Origin of the sequence: Streptomyces sp. NPDC059142 (genome assembly GCF_042755665.1) — a bacterium.
In the GTDB taxonomy this organism is placed as follows: domain Bacteria; phylum Actinomycetota; class Actinomycetes; order Streptomycetales; family Streptomycetaceae; genus Streptomyces.
The window spans coordinates 1-16355 of record NZ_JBHZDA010000035.1 but is presented as its reverse complement, the minus strand read 5'-3'; the positions used below and the strand labels follow the sequence as shown (position 1 = coordinate 16355).

The window sequence follows — 16355 nt, the reverse complement described above, 5'->3', positions numbered from 1 at the left end:
TCCCGGGGGTTCGCCCGGTGTCTACCCCGGTGGGGGCCAATGACTCCGCGCCCCCGGGGCCAGGCCACCCGGGGGCCTGGGGGACTCTTTGTGTCCATAACGTCAGCACCGTGTCAGCACGGATCTGATTTACGGTGCGCTGCATGGCGTACATCAAGCAGCGCGCAAAGAGCGACGGCACGTTCAGCCACACGGTGATGTGGCGTGGCCCCGAGGACCAGGACGGGAAGAGGAAGCAGGAGTCGGAGGTCTTCGATGACGAGAAGGCCGCCGAGCGCTTCCGAGACCTAGTGAACGGCCACGGCCAGCGGTGGCCGCCAGGGTGGGTGCGCGGGCACGGCTTCGTCAAGGACGTACGCGAACCCGATGAGCTCTTCGAGCCCTTCGCGCTCCACTACGTCGATCAGCTCACGGGTGTTCAGGGCGACACCAAGGCCGAGTACCGCAAGCTGGTACACCAGAAGCTCTCCCCGTGGTTCCGCAACTACTCGATGCGCGAAGGGGAGGGCGGGCTCACCTCGGACCTCATACGCACTTGGGTCAACGACTTGGAGGCGGGGCGGCCAGCACCGCACGACGCTGAAGGCTCCAGGCGCCGCAAGCTCAGCCCCAAGACCATCCGCAACGTCCACGGGTTGCTCTCCGGCATCTGCCAAAGCGCGGTGGAGCGGAACCCGCCCCTGCGGACGAAGAACCCGTGCGCAGGCACCCGGCTCCCCCGTAAGGATGACGGTGTCGAAGATGAGATGGTCTTCCTCGAACGCGACGAGTGGGCTCTACTTCGCACTCACCTGGTTGACCAAGACGCACGCGAACTTGCCGACACGCTTGCGGAGACCGGCGCTCGCTGGGGCGAGATCACGGCGCTCCAACCTCGCGACCTCGTACGCCGCAACGGCAGGCCGGCTATCCGCATTCAGCGCGCCTGGAAGCGGGACGAGGATGGCGCCGCCTACCTCGGCGCCCCGAAGACCGTGAAGGCCCGCCGGACGCTCGTGATCACCAGCAACCTGGACCAGATGCTCCGCAGGCGAGCTAAGGGGATCACCCCCGACGATCTCCTCTTCCAGGGGCCCAAGGGCGGGCGCTGGGACACCTGGACCTTCCGTAGCCTGCGCTGGCATCCGGCGATTGAAGGCGCCCGCACCGAAGGGCTCACCAAGGCCCCGCGCGTACATGACCTTCGGCACTCGCACGCTTCCTGGCTCATCGCCGCGAAGGTTCCCCTGCCGGCCATTCAGGGCCGCCTCGGACATGAGTCCATCACCACGACCGTTGATCGCTACGGCCACCTGCTCGACGCCTTGGACGACGAAGTCGTTGCCGCTGTCGACTGGGCCATGAACCCGAATGCGCCTCTGCGCGCGCCTGCCCTGGCTGCTTGACGGACGTGGCTCCCTCCCCGCACCCCTCGCAGGAGGTGCGAGGAGGGAGCGACGGCGAGCAGAGCGGCATCAGCAAGCATGCAAAGTGCTCATTTCAGCCCGCCGGTCTGCGTCGGGTATAGTCAGCCTCCGGTTGAGGCGCCAGAGCCAAGGCCGATCCCCCAATATTCCGCAGCTACACGCGGTTGTGGGGTACGCAAGGTCCTGTGGAGCAGTTTGGAGTGCTCGCCACCCTGTCAAGGTGGAGGCCGCGGGTTCAAATCCCGTCAGGACCGCTTGCAGCCGTGAGGCTGCGTGGCTGGGTAGCTCAGTTGGTACGAGCGATCGCCTGAAAAGCGATAGGTCGCCGGTTCGATCCCGGCCCCAGCCACAGCCAAGGCCCCAATCTTCTGATTGGGGCCTTTTTGCATTCTCTCGTCGCGCTCAGATCGGCGCGGCTCCGCGGCCCTCGGGGTGTACTGGGACGCCGGCACCGCCCGCCTGCTGCCCCGCCTGGTCAAGGGCCGCACCCGCGACCCGGTATTCGTCACCCACCGCAAGCCAGGCCGGGGCGCGCAGGTCAGTGCGGGGTGGGCTGCCAGGCGTCTTCGGCGGCCTGGGCGGTGGGGTGGGTGGGGAAGACCTGGTCCAGGCCGACGATCCGGAAGATCCGGCCGACGCGTTCGGGGACTGCGGCCAGTGCGATGGACGCGTCAGCGGCCAGGGCTTGGTTGCGGGCGGCGATCAGGGCACCAATGCCGCTGGAGTCACAGAAGGTGATCGCGGCAAGGTCGAGGACGAGCTGCTGGCCGGGGCGCAGGCCGAGTTGGGGGAGGGCGTCGCGGACTTCAGGTGCTGTGTGGTGGTCGAGGTCTCCGGCGAGTTCGATGACCGGCCCGGCGGTGGTGGCGCGGGTGTGGAGGGTCAGGTGCTTGGTCACTGCTGCTCTTCACTGAGGGTTCGGGGCACATGGATGGCCAGAACGGCGGTGTCGTCGTCCACTCCGGTGCCGAAGGTGTCGAGCAAATCACGGACGGCGACGATGGCACCGGATGCGGTGGTGGGGGTGAGGGCGCGGCCGAAGTCGAGGAGGGCGTCGTCGCCGTAGCGGCCGTCGGGGCCGCCGGCAGCGGTGTGGGCTTCGGTGAGGCCGTCGGTGTGCAGGAGCAGGGTGTCGCCGGGGGCGAGGCGGACGGTGGCGGTGGAGATATGGGCGTCGGGCAGGACACCGATGAGCTGCCCTCCTGGGGTGGGCAGGAAGTCGGCGGTGCCGTCGGCGCGCATCAGCAGGGCCGGGGGGTGGCCGCCGCTGGCCAGGGTGATGCGGAAGCCGCCCCATTCGGGGTCGGGGGTGAGCAGGCCGAAGACGACGGTGCAGAAGCGCGGGTCGGTGCCGTTGTACTCGTGGTTCAGGACGGTGTTGAGGTTGCCGAGGACGGCCGCCGGGTCGGGGTTGTAGACGGCGGCGGCGCGCAGGGTGTAGCGGGCCAGGGAGGTCACGGCCGCAGCGGCAGCTCCCTTGCCGCAGACGTCGCCGAGGAACATGCCCCAGGTTCCCGCGGCGAGGGGGAAGAGGTCGTAGAAGTCGCCTCCGACCTCGTCTGTGGAGGCGATGTGGTAGTGCGCGGCGACGTCCAGGCCCGGCACGTTCTCCATCACCGGCGGCAGCAGGGTCTTCTGGAGGGTGGTGTTGAGGAGCTTGAGGCGGTTGCGTTCCAGGTCGGCTTCCTGGCGGGCGCGCAGCAGTTCCATCTCGTAGGCGCGGCGCTCACGGGCGTCGAAGATCGTGGTGCGGATCAGCAGCGCTTCGCCGTCGCTGCCGGTCTTGACGGTCGAGGTGACTACGACGGGCAGGCGGGAGCCGTCCGAGGCCTTCAGCTCCAGGGCGATGCCGCTGATCTCGCCCTGCATTCGCAGCAGCGGCGCGAAGTGCGTCTCGTGGTACAGCCGGCCGCCCACCGTCAGCAGCTCGGAAAAGGACCTGCGGCCCACCAGGTCGCCGCGCTCGTAGCCGAGCCAGTCCAGCAGCGTGGTGTTGATCTTCGCGATCCGGCCGTCCAGCAGCGTGGACAGGTAGCCGCAGGGAGCGTGTTCGTAGAGGTCCTCCGCGCTGTCCTCCAACAGCTCGGAGAACCGGGCGTCCTGGTCCGCAGGCCTCTGGAGGGGGTCCTTGCTGTCCTCGGTGTCGTCGGCCATGGACATCACCGGGTGGTCCCTGTGAACGCGGCGATCGCCGCGGCGGTCTCCTCCGGCGCGGCGAGCTGGGGACAGTGTCCGGTCGCGGTCAGCGTGACCAGCCGGCTGCCCGGGATCTGTGCGTGGACGAACGCGCCCACCTCCGGCGGGGCGATGGCGTCATGGGAGCACTGGGCGACCAGGGTCGGCACCCGCACGCCGGCGAGGTCGGCGCGGTTGTCGGACAGGAACGTCACCCGGGCGAAGACCCGCGCGATCTCCGGGTCCGTACGGCAGAAGCTGTTCGTCAGCTCCGCACCCAGCTCCGGCCGCTCAGGGTTGCCCATGATCACCGGGGCCATGGCCCCGGACCAGCCCAGGTAGTTCGCGTCCAGGGATTCCAGCAGCTCATCGATGTCGGCGGCGCTGAACCCGCCCCGGTAGCCGGCAGCCGGGTCGTCGACGAAGCAGGGCGAGGGGGCGAGCAGGACCAGGCCGGCGAACGCCTCGGGCTCACGGACGGCTGCCAGCACACCCATCATCGCGCTCACCGAATGTCCCACGAACGTGACCGGGCCCAGATCGAGGTCCCGGCAGACCTCCAGCACGTCGCTCACGTACCCGTCCAGCGAGGAATACCGCGCGCGGCTCCAGGCCGACAGCTGCGAGCTGCCCGCGCCCACATGGTCGAAGACGACGACGGTGAAGTCACGCTCCAGAATCGGCACCACCAGACGCCACATGTTCTGATCACAGCCGAACCCGTGCGCCAGCACAACCACCGGTCCACCGGCCCGCCCGGTCACCCTCACACGGTTCCTGCTCCGCACATCCATGCCCGCCATCCTCGCAGACCCCTTCCCGCCCTATCCCTCTGCGGAACAGGCGCGCGCATAAGGCTGACCACGCACCCCTCCCCCCTCGGCAACGCCACGCGAGCCCCGTCACCGGCGACGCCGTCGAGGTGCAGTCGGCAACGACTCAAGCGGCTGCAACGGACGAACGAGGTCGCACAGAGAAGGCCTGACCCGTGCTCCGTTCAATCGAGATCTTGATGACTACTCGCTCGGGGTCAGGGGTCGGCGTGCGCCCGTATCGCTCTCCGTAACGAGCAACGGCATCTCGCACGGTCGCCTCATCGGTACACACCTCCGCCACGCCTTCGAGCGTGGCCCAGCGGCCACCGTCAACCTGACACACAGCCACACGAGCCTCGCCGCCCCACGCAAGGACGTTGGCTACTTTGCGACTCGATTTGCGGGTAATAACTCTGGCCACCCCGGCGGGGGCATCTATGGTCACGCCGACGGGCACGACATGAGGCCGACCGTCAGGGCGCAATGTAGTCAACGTGCACAGATGGTACTCACTCCAGAACTCCAGGTAGTTGTTCGACTGGGCGGATATTGCGTTCGACATGGCTGAAAGCGTAAACGCACCGGTTGCCCGAACTGCCCCAAAGTGACCGCCACCACGGTCGACCCAAACTGCCCTTTTGTCCAATTCGCACCCCTTTACGAAGGAGATCCCTTCGCCAATAGTCTCGGATTCATAACGGAGTCAATCATCGCCCGACAGGGATTGATCCGTTCACGCCGGACAGAAATTCGCAGCTCAAAGCGTCATGCAACCTTAAACATGGTCGTTTTCGGTAACTTTCGACACTCGCGGTTACCTGCGGTCCACATCAATCGATCATGCCTTTCAGGCCACGTCTTGTCGGAAGCGTCACGTACTGTCCGAAGAGGTTCCCGGACGCTTCACGGGGCGGTCTCGCTTGGAGACTCAGCGTGCGTTCGCGTACGCGATCTCCTCCTAGGCAGGTAGCCCTGAATGCCCACCTGTGTCCCGTCGCTCTATGAGGTAGTGGGGTGGGTGCAGGCTCACGGCTGCGGTTGTTCCGGCGCCGGGAACTGGACGTCATCGACTTGGGCGCGGTGTCGTCCGGCTCGGGGGAGCCATCACCTGTCGGTTGGAGGGGTTACTCAGTGTGGTCGGATAAGAGTGGTCGAGACGCGGCGGAATCCGAGATTCCCGCCCAAGGAGGAGTCAGCCGCCAACGCCTCGGGCGCTGGCGCCCAACCGCGGCCCGCACGGTGGAGAAGGACCTGCATCGCCTGATTCGCCGAGAGCTACAAGACCTCGGGATTACTCCCCCGCTGGATGTTCACGACCTTTGCGAGAGGCTGAGCCGGCGGCGCGGGCGCCCCTTGTACCTGCGCGCAGCTCCGCTGCCCAAGCCTGGCCCCTCCGGTATGTGGGCGGAGTACGACACCTACGACGTGATCCTCTACCAGCAGGAGACGACCGATCTGCACCAGGATGGGATCATCCTGCACGAGGTCGGGCACATACTCGTGGCGGAGAACGAGAAGGCCACGGAGGACTACACCCGCGAGGTGGGGACGGACGCGTCGGATACATCCGCTGGTGGAGACGCAGTGGCCGTCGACGTGGAGGGGTGGGCCGCCATGCTGCCGGTCTTCGGCACGGAGGCTGTCAAGCGTGTTGCCCAGCGTTGCTCGTACGACGACGGCGAGGAGTGCTCCGTCGAACTCGTGGCCACCATCATCCTGGAGTGGTCAGCCCTGCTCGCAGACTCCACTCCTCCGGCTGACGACCCCGCTCTGCGGCGGGTCGAGGCAGCTCTCGGCGACCGGCGAGGATGGCTGTAGCTCGTGGAACTCCTGCTCCTAGGGCTCGTGGCCGCACTGGTCTGGAAGCTCTATCAGTGGAAGCGAAACCCGCATGACGCGCCTCTTCGCTCCGTCACCCTGTGCCTGCTCTGCGCCATGATCTCCTACCCCGTAGCGATGCCCGGTGGGGCCTCCGGCGTCGACACCGTGGCGGGGCACGGCACGGCGAAGCTCGTCCAGAACGTGTTGCTGCTTCTCGCGGTGTACTTCCTGATGTGCTTCTACCTGTACTCCGCCGCCAATGAGGAAGCGGGCCGACGTCGGGCCCGTAAGGAAGGCGTCCTTGTCGCGATCGTCGCGGTGGCGATCACCGTGGCTGCCGAATCGGTGCCGCACACCGAGTTCGCCGGATCGTTCAGCACAGCCGACATGACAACGCCGCAAATCACGTTCTTCTACGGCGGCGCGGGCCTCTACCTCATGTACGCGCTCGGCATGGCGTGCCGGTGGACTCGCCGATATGCGCGCTTGTCCCGGCGCCCGCACTCCACCGGGCTATGGATGGCCGCCGTGGGTCTGGGGGCGATGGCGGTGGCCTGCGCGATCCGCGCAGTCATTGTCGCCATTCGCGCGGCCGACGTAGAGGTGTCCGACCCGCTGATGGCGGCTGTCGCTTTCCTCCTGGTGACGTCCGTCATGCTCTTCGCGGCGGGCATTACGTACTCCGGAGCCCGAGCCCGAATCTCGTCTCTTCGCCTCTGGCTCCAGCACTGGCGCGATCACCGTCGCCTCGCGCCGTTGTGGGAACTACTGACGGAGACGTACCCGGACAACGTGTTGCGGCCAGCTTCTACGGCGGCCCTGGATCGGTGGCGGGCCCGCGGCGTGCACCGGCGCTACCACCGTCGCATTGTGGAGTGCCGCGACGGCTTGGTGGACATCAGCCCGTTCCTTCTGGATGGGGGCGACGACGGCACGGTCCTCAACATTGACTCTGCTGAGCTTGCCGCTCGGCTGCGCCGGGCCTCCGCCCGGATCGAGAAGGGCGTCCCCGCACCCCGCCGCGCGGTTCCGCTCGCGATGGCGCTGGGCAGCGACCGCGAGTCCGATGTGAAACAACTGATTGCGGTATCCGACGAACTGCGCGCAGCCGCATGACCTCGCACGATCAAGGAGTCACGATGCTGATTACCGGTGGACGAGTACTCGTCGGCTCGGGGACGTACCTGGAAGACGGCGCCATCCTCATTGAGGGCGAGTCGATCGTCGCCGTCGGTCCGCGCAAGGAGATCGAGGAACGGGCCGGGGCCGACGTACCCCGATTCGAGTTCGGCGGAACCGTTCTGCCCGGCCTCATCGATGCCCACGTGCACTTGGCCTTCGACGGCGGGGCCGACCCCGTCGCGACGCTCCAGGGCTCCACGGACGATGTCCTCTTCGAGGACATGCGTCGCCGTGCCGAACAGCTTCTTCGCAGCGGCGTTACCACGGCCCGAGACCTCGGGGACCGGGGCGGGCTCGCCCTTCGCTTGGCGTCCGAGATCAACGACCGTCGCACGGCCGGACCACGGATCGTGTCTGCGGGAACCCCGGCCACCACCCTCGGTGGCCACTGCCACTTCCTGGGGGGTGAGGTCTCCGGGAAAGTCGAGATCCGCGACCTCGTACGGCGCAACCTCGCGGCCGGGGCCGGAGTCATCAAGGCGATGGTCACCGGCGGGGGCCTGACGAAGGACGGCCCCAAGAGCCACCAGAGCCAGTTCTCGGCAGAAGAACTTGCCGCCCTGGTGGAGGAAGCCCACATCGCAGGCGTGCCCGTCGCGGCACATGCACACGGCGCCGACGGCATCGCCGCCGCCGTTGAGGCGGGCGTCGACACCATCGAGCATTGCACCTGGATGTCGAGCGACGGCCTCGACTTCCGGCCCGACGTGGTCCAGCAGATCATCGCGAAGAACATCACCGTGTGCCCGGCCGTGAGCCCGCACTGGCAGATGCTCCCGCGATTCTTCGGTGAGGAGCGCGCCGCCGCCATGTTCGATCTGGTGCGGCAGATGGCCGACTCCGGCGTCCGTTTGATCGCCGGAACCGACGCTGGCGTTCAGCGGGCCGGCTTCGACGGGTTGGTTACGGCACTTGGGTTCTACTCGCACCTGGGCTTGTCGAACGCCTCGATCATCGACATGGCGACGTCACAGGCGGCCGATGCCCTGGGCCTGGGGGACGTCACAGGCAAGGTCGCTCCCGGCTTCCGCGCGGATCTCCTCCTGGTCGACGGTGACCCGCTCGCGGATCTCTCCGCGCTGAGCGGGGTGCGGGCCGTGTTCGCCTCGGGGCTGCGCCACGAGCCGACCCGCGCGGACCAGTAGGGATTGAACCTGGCGCCCTGCTTTCCCGCCCCCTCTGGGCACGGGAAAGCAGGGCACTAGTACTGCAACAGTCTTTGGGGTGGCTGGGGGCTGACCAGTGGTTCGCGGCAGGTGGGAGGGCCACGAAGAACCGAATCTCCTCGCACACGGCCTCACCGATCTCTTCCGCAACCACCGGTGAACACGCGCCTCCTGCAAGGAGAAGGCAGCTCCCTGAAGCCACAGCTCCGGCTGTCACGGGCTGCTCGGACTGATCGTGGTCCGCGGTGTGTCAGCGGATTCCAGGGAGCATGTCCATTCCGATATGCGCTTGGTGCGCAGGTCGAAGGTCACGCCGATCGGGCCGGCTCCGCTGCTGCTGGTCACCTCGATGCGCACGGTGTGCGTGCCGACGCCGCGTGGGTCGCCGACGGAGAAGATGGTGCGTGCCGTCACCGCTTCACAGACGGCCGCCGGATGGGCACTACCGTCCTGTCCGGCGGAGGCGTTACTACTCAGCGCGGAAGGGCTGACGTACGTTGACATCAGTTCGGTCAGCGCCTTGTCCTTGTCCGGTGAGGCCAGAGCATCCGGCAGGGCGGTGTAGTAGGCCTGCACGGTCTCGCGGGCCTTCTCTCGCTGAGCGGCACTCGTGGCGGGAGCCGCAGGGTTCGCCGCCGTCTGTTGCGCGCTCAGGGAGATCATGTAGGAGGTCGCACCGAACGCCGCGACGGCGATGCCCGCAGCGAGGGAAAATGCCCGTCGCTTCCGCCGTCGGCTGCCCAGTCTGCGTATCTCCGACGCCGGTGGTGTTGCGCCGGTCGGCAGTGTGTTGAACCGTGCCGCGCTCTCGGTGAGCCAGACGTGGATTTCCCGCTCATCCGGCATGGCCGACCTCCTTGTCCTGTGGGGGCATCAGCTGACGGGCGAGCGACTGCCTGCCGCGAACCAGCCAGGTCCTGACGCTGCCGGCTGGCCAGCCCATTTCGGCACTTATCTGTTCGACGCTCAGATCACACAGGTGATGCAGGACGATCACGCTGCGCTGTCTCGTCGGCAGCGTGCGCAGCGCGGCGACGAGAGCCACGTGTTCCGGACCAGGTCCTTCTACATGGCGTTGTTGGTGATGGCGCTGCACCAGCTGCAGTCCGCGCCGCATACGCCGGAAGCGCGATACGGCGAGCCGCCAGGCCGTGGTGCGGATCCAGGCTTCCTGAGAAGTGGCGTTCATGAACTGTTCATGCCGGTCCCAGGCTTTGATGAATGCCTCCTGGGCGACATCCTGTGCCTCGGAAAGGTCTCCGGTCATCGCGTGTATCTGCCGGACGAGCCTGGGGTAGGCCAACGCGTAGAAGTCATCGAACTCCTCTTCCGTCGCACTCATCGCCACTCTTTCTCTGCCACTCACATCCGTTCGAGGAACGGCGGTGGGATTGCCCCCGGGGAGTACGCACCTCAAGGCCACCCTCGCTACACCGATCACCTGTGAGGTGGATCACAAACAACCGCTGTCGCGCAGGAGCTCGCGCGGTGCGTATTCACGTTGTCCACAGCAGATCGACAGCGAAGGAAATACCGTGCGCCACGCTGCCCCCCGTAAGAACAGCGAAGCAGTGACCAAGATCAAGACCGTCGCCATCGGTGCATTCGCGCTCGGCAGCCTCGCACTGGGAGCGAGCGCCCAGGCCAACGCATCGGACTCGCCGGCCCCGGCGTCCGTGGTCGACGCACCCGTTCCCCCCGCCACCCCCGTCGGCGTAACGGTTTCCCCGACCGCCCCGCCCGCCGGCGCCCCCGTTCCCCCGCCCGCGGGCGCCGACAACTCCGTCGACGCAGCGGCTTCCCCGACTGCCCCGCCCGCCGACGCACCCGTTCCCCCCACCGCCCCCGTCGGCGCAACGGTTTCCCCGACCGCCCCGCCCGCCGACGCACCCGTTCCCCCGCCCGCGGGCGCCGACAACTCCGTCGAGGGTCGGGGTTGATTCACTGAACGGTCGCCGCAGAGCGCTTGCGCAGGGCGCTGGACGCTCGCCCTGTCGGCAGGAACTGACCTGCGAGGGCTGGCCCGCTCCGCGATACGTGGCTCCGCAGACGGCGCGGGCTGCGGGCGGCCTCGGTGGCCGGAGCCGCGTCTGCACACTCCATGCCCAGTGCCGACGACGAGCGAGGTCTCTGGAGGAGGACGACGGCCGGGACGACGGCGACGTCAGGCTGGCGGCTGTTCGTCCGTCTCCGCCGGAAGATCCCCCGCCGGTGACCCTCCGTTGGGACGCTGAGGGTGACCCCCGCCAGGGGCCTGTTCCGCTCTCTCGCTCCGTCCGGGTCGCCTCTGGACGGGGCGTTCGGTTCTGCGGGCTGGTCAGCGCCAGGTGGCGTCCTCGATCTGGAACCTGCCGGGGGTGGCGCCCTTGGTGAACCGGAGCCGGTCGTTCTCGACGATCAGAGGCCTGCCGTTCTCCCGGGTACCCTGCCAGATCTCGTAGTAGGGGCCCATGTCGTAGAACGTGGTGCCGTCGACCTTGCTTCCCTGGGAGGTCACCCAGCCCTCGATGGAGTCGATCCACAGGCCCTTGAGGTGGCCGCCGGAGGTGATCTGGAGGTAGCCGCCCCAGTTGCCGTCCTCCTCCCAGCCGCCGTCGGCGACCTTCACCCACAGCAGCTGCCGCTGGGCCCGGGCGGTGGCGCTGTAGTCGCGGTTGTCGAACATCGTCTTCTTGTTGTCCCAGAAGACCTGGGGTGCGACTTCGTTGACGCCGAAGCGGGCACCGTCCTTGAACCGCACGGTGTTGAAGGCGTCGCGGGCCGGGCGGTACCTGGTGTCGGGGAGGGTGGCCCTGGAGGTCACGATGCCGTAGACCTCCCAGGCGAAGTCGCGCAGGTTCTTCTCGTTTCCGGCGCGGAAGGTCTCGCGCAGGTATTTCTTGAACGCGTCCTCGTCGATGATGCTGTCGTCCTGGACTTGCTGGACGATCTGCCGCAGTCCCTCGCGTGTGACGGTCGCCGGGGCCGGGGTGTCGTCCCCGGTGGGGACGCCGTCGGGGACCTCGATGGCCAGGGAGTAGTTCTTGGCCGGTGTCTTCAGGCCCTTCGTGATCAGGGCGTCGATGCGGCCCTGCTTGCCGGCCTCGTGCTCGGCCTCGATCTTCGCGACCTCCGCCGCGTCGAACGTCTTCTCCGTATCGGGAGCCTTCGGGTCGTGGAAGATCAGGAAGCTGGTCGTGCGCAGGTAGCCCATGGGGCGGTCCTCCCGGGTCGGCAGTGTCGTCGCGGCAGACAGACGCTAGGTGATCAACGGCGTGCCGAGGCCGTGACGAGCCGTACTCAACCGATCGGATGACGGATCCGTCGAACGGCTTGACGTGCGACGGCAGATGAGGATGCGCCCACATCTGTTCGGCGGCCTCCCGCCGCACCTGCCTGCCCGCCGGAGCGGGCAGCCCGGCGACCTCGCGGCCCTCTCGTCTCCTCGGCTCTTCCGGCTCAGGCGCCGACGTCGAACGTGATGGAGCGGTCGTCCATGTCCACCGTGCTGTCGTCCCCGCTGAACTGGAAACCGCCGGTCTTGACCGCGCCGGTCAGAGCGACGGTGTAGCGGCCGGCCTGCAGCTCGGCAAGGGCGTACTCGCGGGTGAAGGACATCGGGTAGGGCGGCTCCACCCCCTTCGCCGTGATCTCCTCGGTGCTGATCACCGCTCCGTCGGGACCGGTCAGGGTCAGCGTCCCGGTCACCCGCGGAACGGCACGGTCGACCAGACGGTGCTTCTCCTTGATCCAGGTCCCGAAGTCGAGAATGGACGTCCCGTCCTTGAAGTACGACGTGGCGTCGAGCGTGACCACGGCCTTCTGGTAGTCGTCCCCGTCCCAGCCCAGGATCAGGGACAGCCGGAAGTCCACCCTGCTGGAGGCGGATTTACGGACGGAGTCGCCGGACTCCGGACTGGCGAAGGACTTGTACACCTCCGGGTTCTCCAGCTTCGTGCCGGTGTTGATCCAGCTGATCGCGCCGAGAGCGCCGGGCTTCCACGCGTGCAGGTAGGGGACCGAGCCGATCTTCCGGCGGCGGGCCGTGCCGGGCAGGTGGGTGCACCCGTCGTCGTCCCGGACCCGGGCATACACAGCTGCGGTGGCCTGCCTCTCGAGTTCCTCGACCGCGCCGTTGGCTCTTTCCCGCTGCTCGTCGGTGAGCTCCGCCTGGTCGTCGACGGTGAGGCTGAGGACCCTGTCGCCCCCGTCGGTCGTGAACACCCAGCGCGCGGGAAGCGCCTGGGCGAACGGGGCGTACTTCATGGCCCCGGCCAAGGTCAGGCCGTCGTCGCTCTGGGCAGCCACCGCCAGCAGCGCCTCGGAGGACATCAGCTGCTTGATGCCGCCGCTTTGCCGGAGCGCCTTCACGGTGAAGGAGAAACCGCGATGAACGGTGTGATGCATGATTTCACCGTCCCGGGTGTTCAGTGCGTAGACGAAGGCGCGCACGGCCTGCTGCGTCAGATCCTCGACGGCGAGCATCAGCGCCATCCTTTCATCGAACTAATGTCATTTATGTTAAATGCCCGAAAAGCCCTATTCGGCCAGCCCGTAACAGGGGGCGAAGTAATCCACCGATCCGGTGCCGCAAGGCAAGACGAAGGCCCCGGGCGTCACGACATCCCGGAGCCTCCACTTCGCTGACCTTCCAGCTCAACGACGGGCGAGGCGAGGCGTCACGCCCAGTCCATGCCGAGCCTGGCGAGGGCGGCGCGCTGTTCCGCGGTGAGCTTGTCGCGTCTCGACTTGGTGTTGGAGAGCCATACGCCGAGTTTCACCGGCACTGGTTCCGTCTCGCCGTCGACCGTGATCTCCACGACCGCGCTGCGCGGGATTGGCCGCTGTCTCTCCTGCTCCGCCCACTGTGTGAGGGCGGCCAGTCCCCGTTGGAACGCCGTCTGAGCCTTGCTCCCGGCCTTACCCCGCCCCTTGGTGGCGTCGGCCGGCGCCGGAGGGAGCTCCGCGGGGGCGGCGGCCGACACGGGCAGGGTGGCGCCCCGTATGTCCAGCGCGGTCAGCCGTTCGCGCTGGAGCTGTGCCCAGGTGCCCGGCTCCTGCTGCCGCCACCGCCAGATGCCGATGTCGTCTCCGTCGCAGACGACGCCCGGCGCGATGTAGGGCAGGTGGCCGTCGGCGTCGACGGTCGGCGACGCGCGCCGTTGATCCCTGGCCGAGTCCTTCCGGTTTGCCGGTGGTGTGGCAGACGGTGAGCGTGTGTGACACTGCGCGTGGGGGGCTCTGTTTCGATGATGGTCGTACTCTTGGATGGTCTCAATGCCGCCTTGAGGAGTTGACCGTGGCCCGCCCTCGTACAGCCGCCAGGACGGTGGATCATCCTGACCTGGCCCTGGTGTCCCTTCAGCAGGTTCTGGAGGCGCTGGTGGACCCGGTGCGCAGGATGGTGGTGGCCCAGCTCGTGCGTAAGGGCGAGGACATGAGCTGCGGCACGTTCGAGGCCCCGGTCGCGCTGTCCACGCTCACGCATCACTTCAATGTGCTGCGTGAAGCGGGCGTGATCCGGCAGTACTACGTGGGGACAATGAAAATGAACACGCTGCGCACGGGCGAGATGGAGGAGCGGTTCCCCGGCTTGCTCCCGGCCGTGATCGCGGCCTGCGTTACGGAATCCGGCGCGGGCGCCGCCTGATCGCGATGGCTCGGCCGGTTCACATTTCGACTCCAGTCAAAATTTGACGCTCATCGAAGCTCGGGGCAAGGTGGACGGGGAGGCCGGTCCGACATCGGCCTCCCCGGCACATCGCCTGCACCAAGGAGTCACGCATGAACCGCGCCGTCCGTTTCCATGAGACCGGTGGACCCGAGGTCCTGCATCTGGAGGAGGTCCCCGTCCCCAAGCCGGGACCGGGCGAGGTCCTGATCCGCACTCGGGCGCTGGGTCTGAACAGGGCGGAGTCGATGTTCCGCCTGGGCCAGTACGGCATCGACCCCGTCTTTCCCTCCGGCATCGGCTACGAGGCGGCCGGCGTGATCGAGGCCCTCGGAGAGGGGGTGAGCGGGCTGAACGTGGGCGACGCGGTCAGCGTGGTGCCGTCCTTCACCATGACCGACTACCCCGTGCACGGCGAGGCCGTCCTCGCCCCCGCCCATGCGGTCGTCGCCCACCCCGACTGCCTGTCCTTCGAAGAGGCGGCCTCGGTGTGGATGCAGTTCATCACCGCCTACGGCGGCCTCGTCGACCTCGCGGGCGTCCGCCCCGGCGACACTGTCCTGATCTCCGCCGCCTCCAGCAGCGTGGGCCTCGCGGCCATCCAGGTCGCCCACAAGGCCGGTGCCCGCGTCGTCGCCCTGACCCGTACCAACGCCAAGCGCCAGCAGCTCCTGGACGCCGGCGCCGACGAGGTCATCGCCACAGCTGAGGAGGACATTCCCGCCCGTGTGCGGGAACTGACCGGTGGCGAGGGAGCCCGCGTCATCTTCGACCCCGTCGGGGGAACGACCCTGGCCGAGCTGGTCACCGCCGCCGCCCACGAAGCGCACATCGTCCTCTACGGCGTACTCGACCGAACCCCCACGCCGCTCAACGTCGGTGAGGTCCTCTTCAAGCACCTCACCATCCGCGGCTTCGAGCTCTTCGAGATCACCACCGACGACGAGCGCCGCGCCGAGGCGGTCGCCTTCGTGGCCGACGGCCTCGCCAAGGGTGAGCTCACCCCCACCATCGACAAGACGTTCGCGCTGGAAGACATCGCCGAGGCCCATCGATACCTGGAGGCCGGCGGGCAGGTCGGCAAAATCGTCGTCACCGTCCCCACCAGCTGAACATCCGTTGTGAGCAGACGTCCGTCACCCACGAGGGCGCACTACGGCATCGCGACGGGGTTCCGTGCCGCCCGTGTCACCCACGATCGTGGGTGTGCGAGGCGGTAGATCATCCGGTGCCCACCTGGACGAACGCTCGGGCCGCGCCAGCCAACAAACCGGACCCCGGGGAATGCCGGTGTGTCTTTCCCCGGGGCGGCCGCCCCCTTGCGCTCACTCGTCGTCGGTGGCGTCCCTGCCACACAGGGGCCGCAGGCCGCCGGGCAGGTCGGGGAGCCGGAAGGAATACCCCGGGCAGACCGCCGACGTCCTGGAGCTCCTGGCCGCAGACGACAGGGGCACGGTGGAACAGGGGGACCCGAAGACGGAGGTGGCCAGGCAGTACTCCGGCACCCTGGGCAAGGTCGGGAACTGCCAGATCGGGGTCAGTGTCCATGCCGCGTCCGACACGGCGTCCTGCCCCTTGTCCTGGCGGCTGTTCCTGCCCGGCAGCTGGGACGGGGCCGAGGCGGCCGGCCGGCGGGCCCGTTGCCCGATCCCCGACGGTGAGCATCACCGGCCGAAGTGGCAGCTTGCCCTGGACATGCTCGACGAACTGGCCACCGCCGGGCTACGGCCCGCGGTGCTGGTCGCGGACGCCGGCTACGGGGCGAACGCCGGCTTCGCCGCGGCCTGGAAAACCGCGGCCTGGCCTACGCGCTGCAGGCCAAGGGCGAAATGACCGCCCACGCCGAGCCGGCCGTGCCGCACCAGCCGCACTACAGCGGGCGCGGACCGCATCCGATGCCCCGCTACCGCACCCGCCCGGTCAGCCTGCGTGAACACGTCCTGGCCGCAGGACGCGACACGGCAGTCACGGTCACCTGGCGCAAAGGCTCGAAAGCCGCCATGTCCGCCCGCTTCGTCTTCCTGCGTGTCCGCCTCACCGGCCGACGCCCGAAACCCGCCCCGGACGGTGTCATCGCACCGCGGTGGCTGATCGCCCAATGGCCCGAAGGGGAGAACGAGCCGGTCACGTACTGGATCTC

At 67.9% G+C, this 16355-nt stretch carries 15 protein-coding genes, 2 tRNA genes and 2 pseudogenes; 10 read left to right on the top strand and 9 right to left on the bottom strand.

The features are described 5' to 3' along the window. Nucleotides 1-143 precede the first annotated feature (143 nt). From ACFXPK_RS15485 to ACFXPK_RS15470, 4 genes and pseudogenes are all read left to right on the top strand, one after another. Nucleotides 144-1385: a tyrosine-type recombinase/integrase gene (locus ACFXPK_RS15485; protein WP_385075528.1), complete on the top strand. Its 1242-nt coding sequence runs from the start codon at nucleotides 144-146 to the stop codon at nucleotides 1383-1385. Nucleotides 1386-1585: 200 nt separating this feature from the next. Continuing rightward, a tRNA-Asp gene (locus ACFXPK_RS15480) sits at nucleotides 1586-1660 on the top strand. A 21-nt stretch (nucleotides 1661-1681) separates the two neighbouring features. Beyond that, nucleotides 1682-1755 (top strand) — tRNA-Phe (locus tag ACFXPK_RS15475). A 47-nt stretch (nucleotides 1756-1802) separates the two neighbouring features. Next, nucleotides 1803-1949: pseudogene (locus ACFXPK_RS15470) on the top strand (site-specific integrase); the annotation flags it as partial. On the opposite strand, the gene ACFXPK_RS15465 reads toward ACFXPK_RS15470, so the two are convergent. The 4 genes from ACFXPK_RS15465 to ACFXPK_RS15450 all read right to left on the bottom strand — a co-directional run bounded on the left by ACFXPK_RS15465 (nucleotide 1945) and on the right by ACFXPK_RS15450 (nucleotide 4958). Then, nucleotides 1945-2304, bottom strand: a complete 360-nt coding sequence (locus tag ACFXPK_RS15465) for an STAS domain-containing protein (RefSeq protein WP_385075526.1) — start codon at nucleotides 2302-2304, stop codon at nucleotides 1945-1947. The pseudogene ACFXPK_RS15470 and the gene ACFXPK_RS15465 overlap by 5 nt on opposite strands. Further along, the gene (locus ACFXPK_RS15460; protein WP_385075523.1) at nucleotides 2301-3566 is read right to left on the bottom strand and encodes a PP2C family protein-serine/threonine phosphatase; all 1266 of its coding nucleotides are present in this window, start codon (nucleotides 3564-3566) and stop codon (nucleotides 2301-2303) included. The genes ACFXPK_RS15465 and ACFXPK_RS15460 overlap by 4 nt, the downstream gene beginning before the upstream one ends. Continuing rightward, on the bottom strand, nucleotides 3566-4375 hold the full coding sequence (locus ACFXPK_RS15455) for an alpha/beta fold hydrolase (RefSeq protein WP_385075520.1): 810 nt from the start codon (nucleotides 4373-4375) through the stop codon (nucleotides 3566-3568). Before ACFXPK_RS15455 ends, ACFXPK_RS15460 begins: the two co-directional genes overlap by 1 nt. 145 nt (nucleotides 4376-4520) lie before the next feature. Next, nucleotides 4521-4958, bottom strand: coding sequence for a pyridoxamine 5'-phosphate oxidase family protein (locus ACFXPK_RS15450; RefSeq protein WP_385075518.1), 438 nt, complete (start codon nucleotides 4956-4958; stop codon nucleotides 4521-4523). A 791-nt stretch (nucleotides 4959-5749) separates the two neighbouring features. Here ACFXPK_RS15450 and ACFXPK_RS15445 point away from each other — a divergent pair. Genes ACFXPK_RS15445 through ACFXPK_RS15435 form a run of 3 tightly spaced genes read left to right on the top strand, consistent with a single transcriptional unit; the run spans nucleotide 5750 to nucleotide 8544 of the window. Then, the gene (locus ACFXPK_RS15445) at nucleotides 5750-6214 is read left to right on the top strand and encodes a hypothetical protein (RefSeq protein ID WP_385075515.1); all 465 of its coding nucleotides are present in this window, start codon (nucleotides 5750-5752) and stop codon (nucleotides 6212-6214) included. A 3-nt stretch (nucleotides 6215-6217) separates the two neighbouring features. Then, nucleotides 6218-7333 (top strand): MAB_1171c family putative transporter, encoded by a 1116-nt coding sequence (locus ACFXPK_RS15440; RefSeq protein WP_385075513.1) that lies wholly within the window; start codon nucleotides 6218-6220, stop codon nucleotides 7331-7333. 23 nt (nucleotides 7334-7356) lie between these two features. After that, nucleotides 7357-8544, top strand: coding sequence for an amidohydrolase family protein (locus ACFXPK_RS15435; RefSeq protein ID WP_385075511.1), 1188 nt, complete (start codon nucleotides 7357-7359; stop codon nucleotides 8542-8544). Nucleotides 8545-8778: 234 nt separating this feature from the next. Here ACFXPK_RS15435 and ACFXPK_RS15430 read toward each other — a convergent pair whose 3' ends face one another. The 5 genes from ACFXPK_RS15430 to ACFXPK_RS15410 all read right to left on the bottom strand — a co-directional run bounded on the left by ACFXPK_RS15430 (nucleotide 8779) and on the right by ACFXPK_RS15410 (nucleotide 13529). Next, nucleotides 8779-9411 carry a hypothetical protein gene (locus ACFXPK_RS15430; protein ID WP_385075508.1) on the bottom strand — a complete coding sequence of 211 codons (633 nt, stop codon included), beginning with the start codon at nucleotides 9409-9411 and terminating at the stop codon, nucleotides 8779-8781. Beyond that, nucleotides 9401-9907, bottom strand: coding sequence for a SigE family RNA polymerase sigma factor (locus tag ACFXPK_RS15425; protein WP_385075506.1), 507 nt, complete (start codon nucleotides 9905-9907; stop codon nucleotides 9401-9403). Before ACFXPK_RS15425 ends, ACFXPK_RS15430 begins: the two co-directional genes overlap by 11 nt. Nucleotides 9908-10882: 975 nt before the next feature. Further along, nucleotides 10883-11758, bottom strand: coding sequence for a hypothetical protein (locus tag ACFXPK_RS15420; protein ID WP_385075503.1), 876 nt, complete (start codon nucleotides 11756-11758; stop codon nucleotides 10883-10885). 245 nt (nucleotides 11759-12003) lie between these two features. Further along, entirely contained in the window at nucleotides 12004-13038 is a 1035-nt protein-coding gene (locus ACFXPK_RS15415) for a hypothetical protein (RefSeq protein ID WP_385075500.1), read from the bottom strand. A 185-nt stretch (nucleotides 13039-13223) separates the two neighbouring features. Continuing rightward, complete coding sequence (locus tag ACFXPK_RS15410; RefSeq protein WP_385075497.1) at nucleotides 13224-13529, bottom strand: helicase associated domain-containing protein; 306 nt, start codon at nucleotides 13527-13529, stop codon at nucleotides 13224-13226. Nucleotides 13530-13873: 344 nt separating this feature from the next. Here ACFXPK_RS15410 and ACFXPK_RS15405 point away from each other — a divergent pair, with 344 nt between their 5' ends. The 3 genes and pseudogenes from ACFXPK_RS15405 to ACFXPK_RS15395 all read left to right on the top strand — a co-directional run. Continuing rightward, nucleotides 13874-14194: an ArsR/SmtB family transcription factor gene (locus tag ACFXPK_RS15405; RefSeq protein WP_385075494.1), complete on the top strand. Its 321-nt coding sequence runs from the start codon at nucleotides 13874-13876 to the stop codon at nucleotides 14192-14194. A gap of 134 nt (nucleotides 14195-14328) precedes the next feature. Continuing rightward, the gene (locus ACFXPK_RS15400; protein WP_385075491.1) at nucleotides 14329-15327 is read left to right on the top strand and encodes a zinc-dependent alcohol dehydrogenase family protein; all 999 of its coding nucleotides are present in this window, start codon (nucleotides 14329-14331) and stop codon (nucleotides 15325-15327) included. A gap of 172 nt (nucleotides 15328-15499) precedes the next feature. Next, nucleotides 15500-16355: pseudogene (locus ACFXPK_RS15395) on the top strand (transposase); the annotation flags it as partial.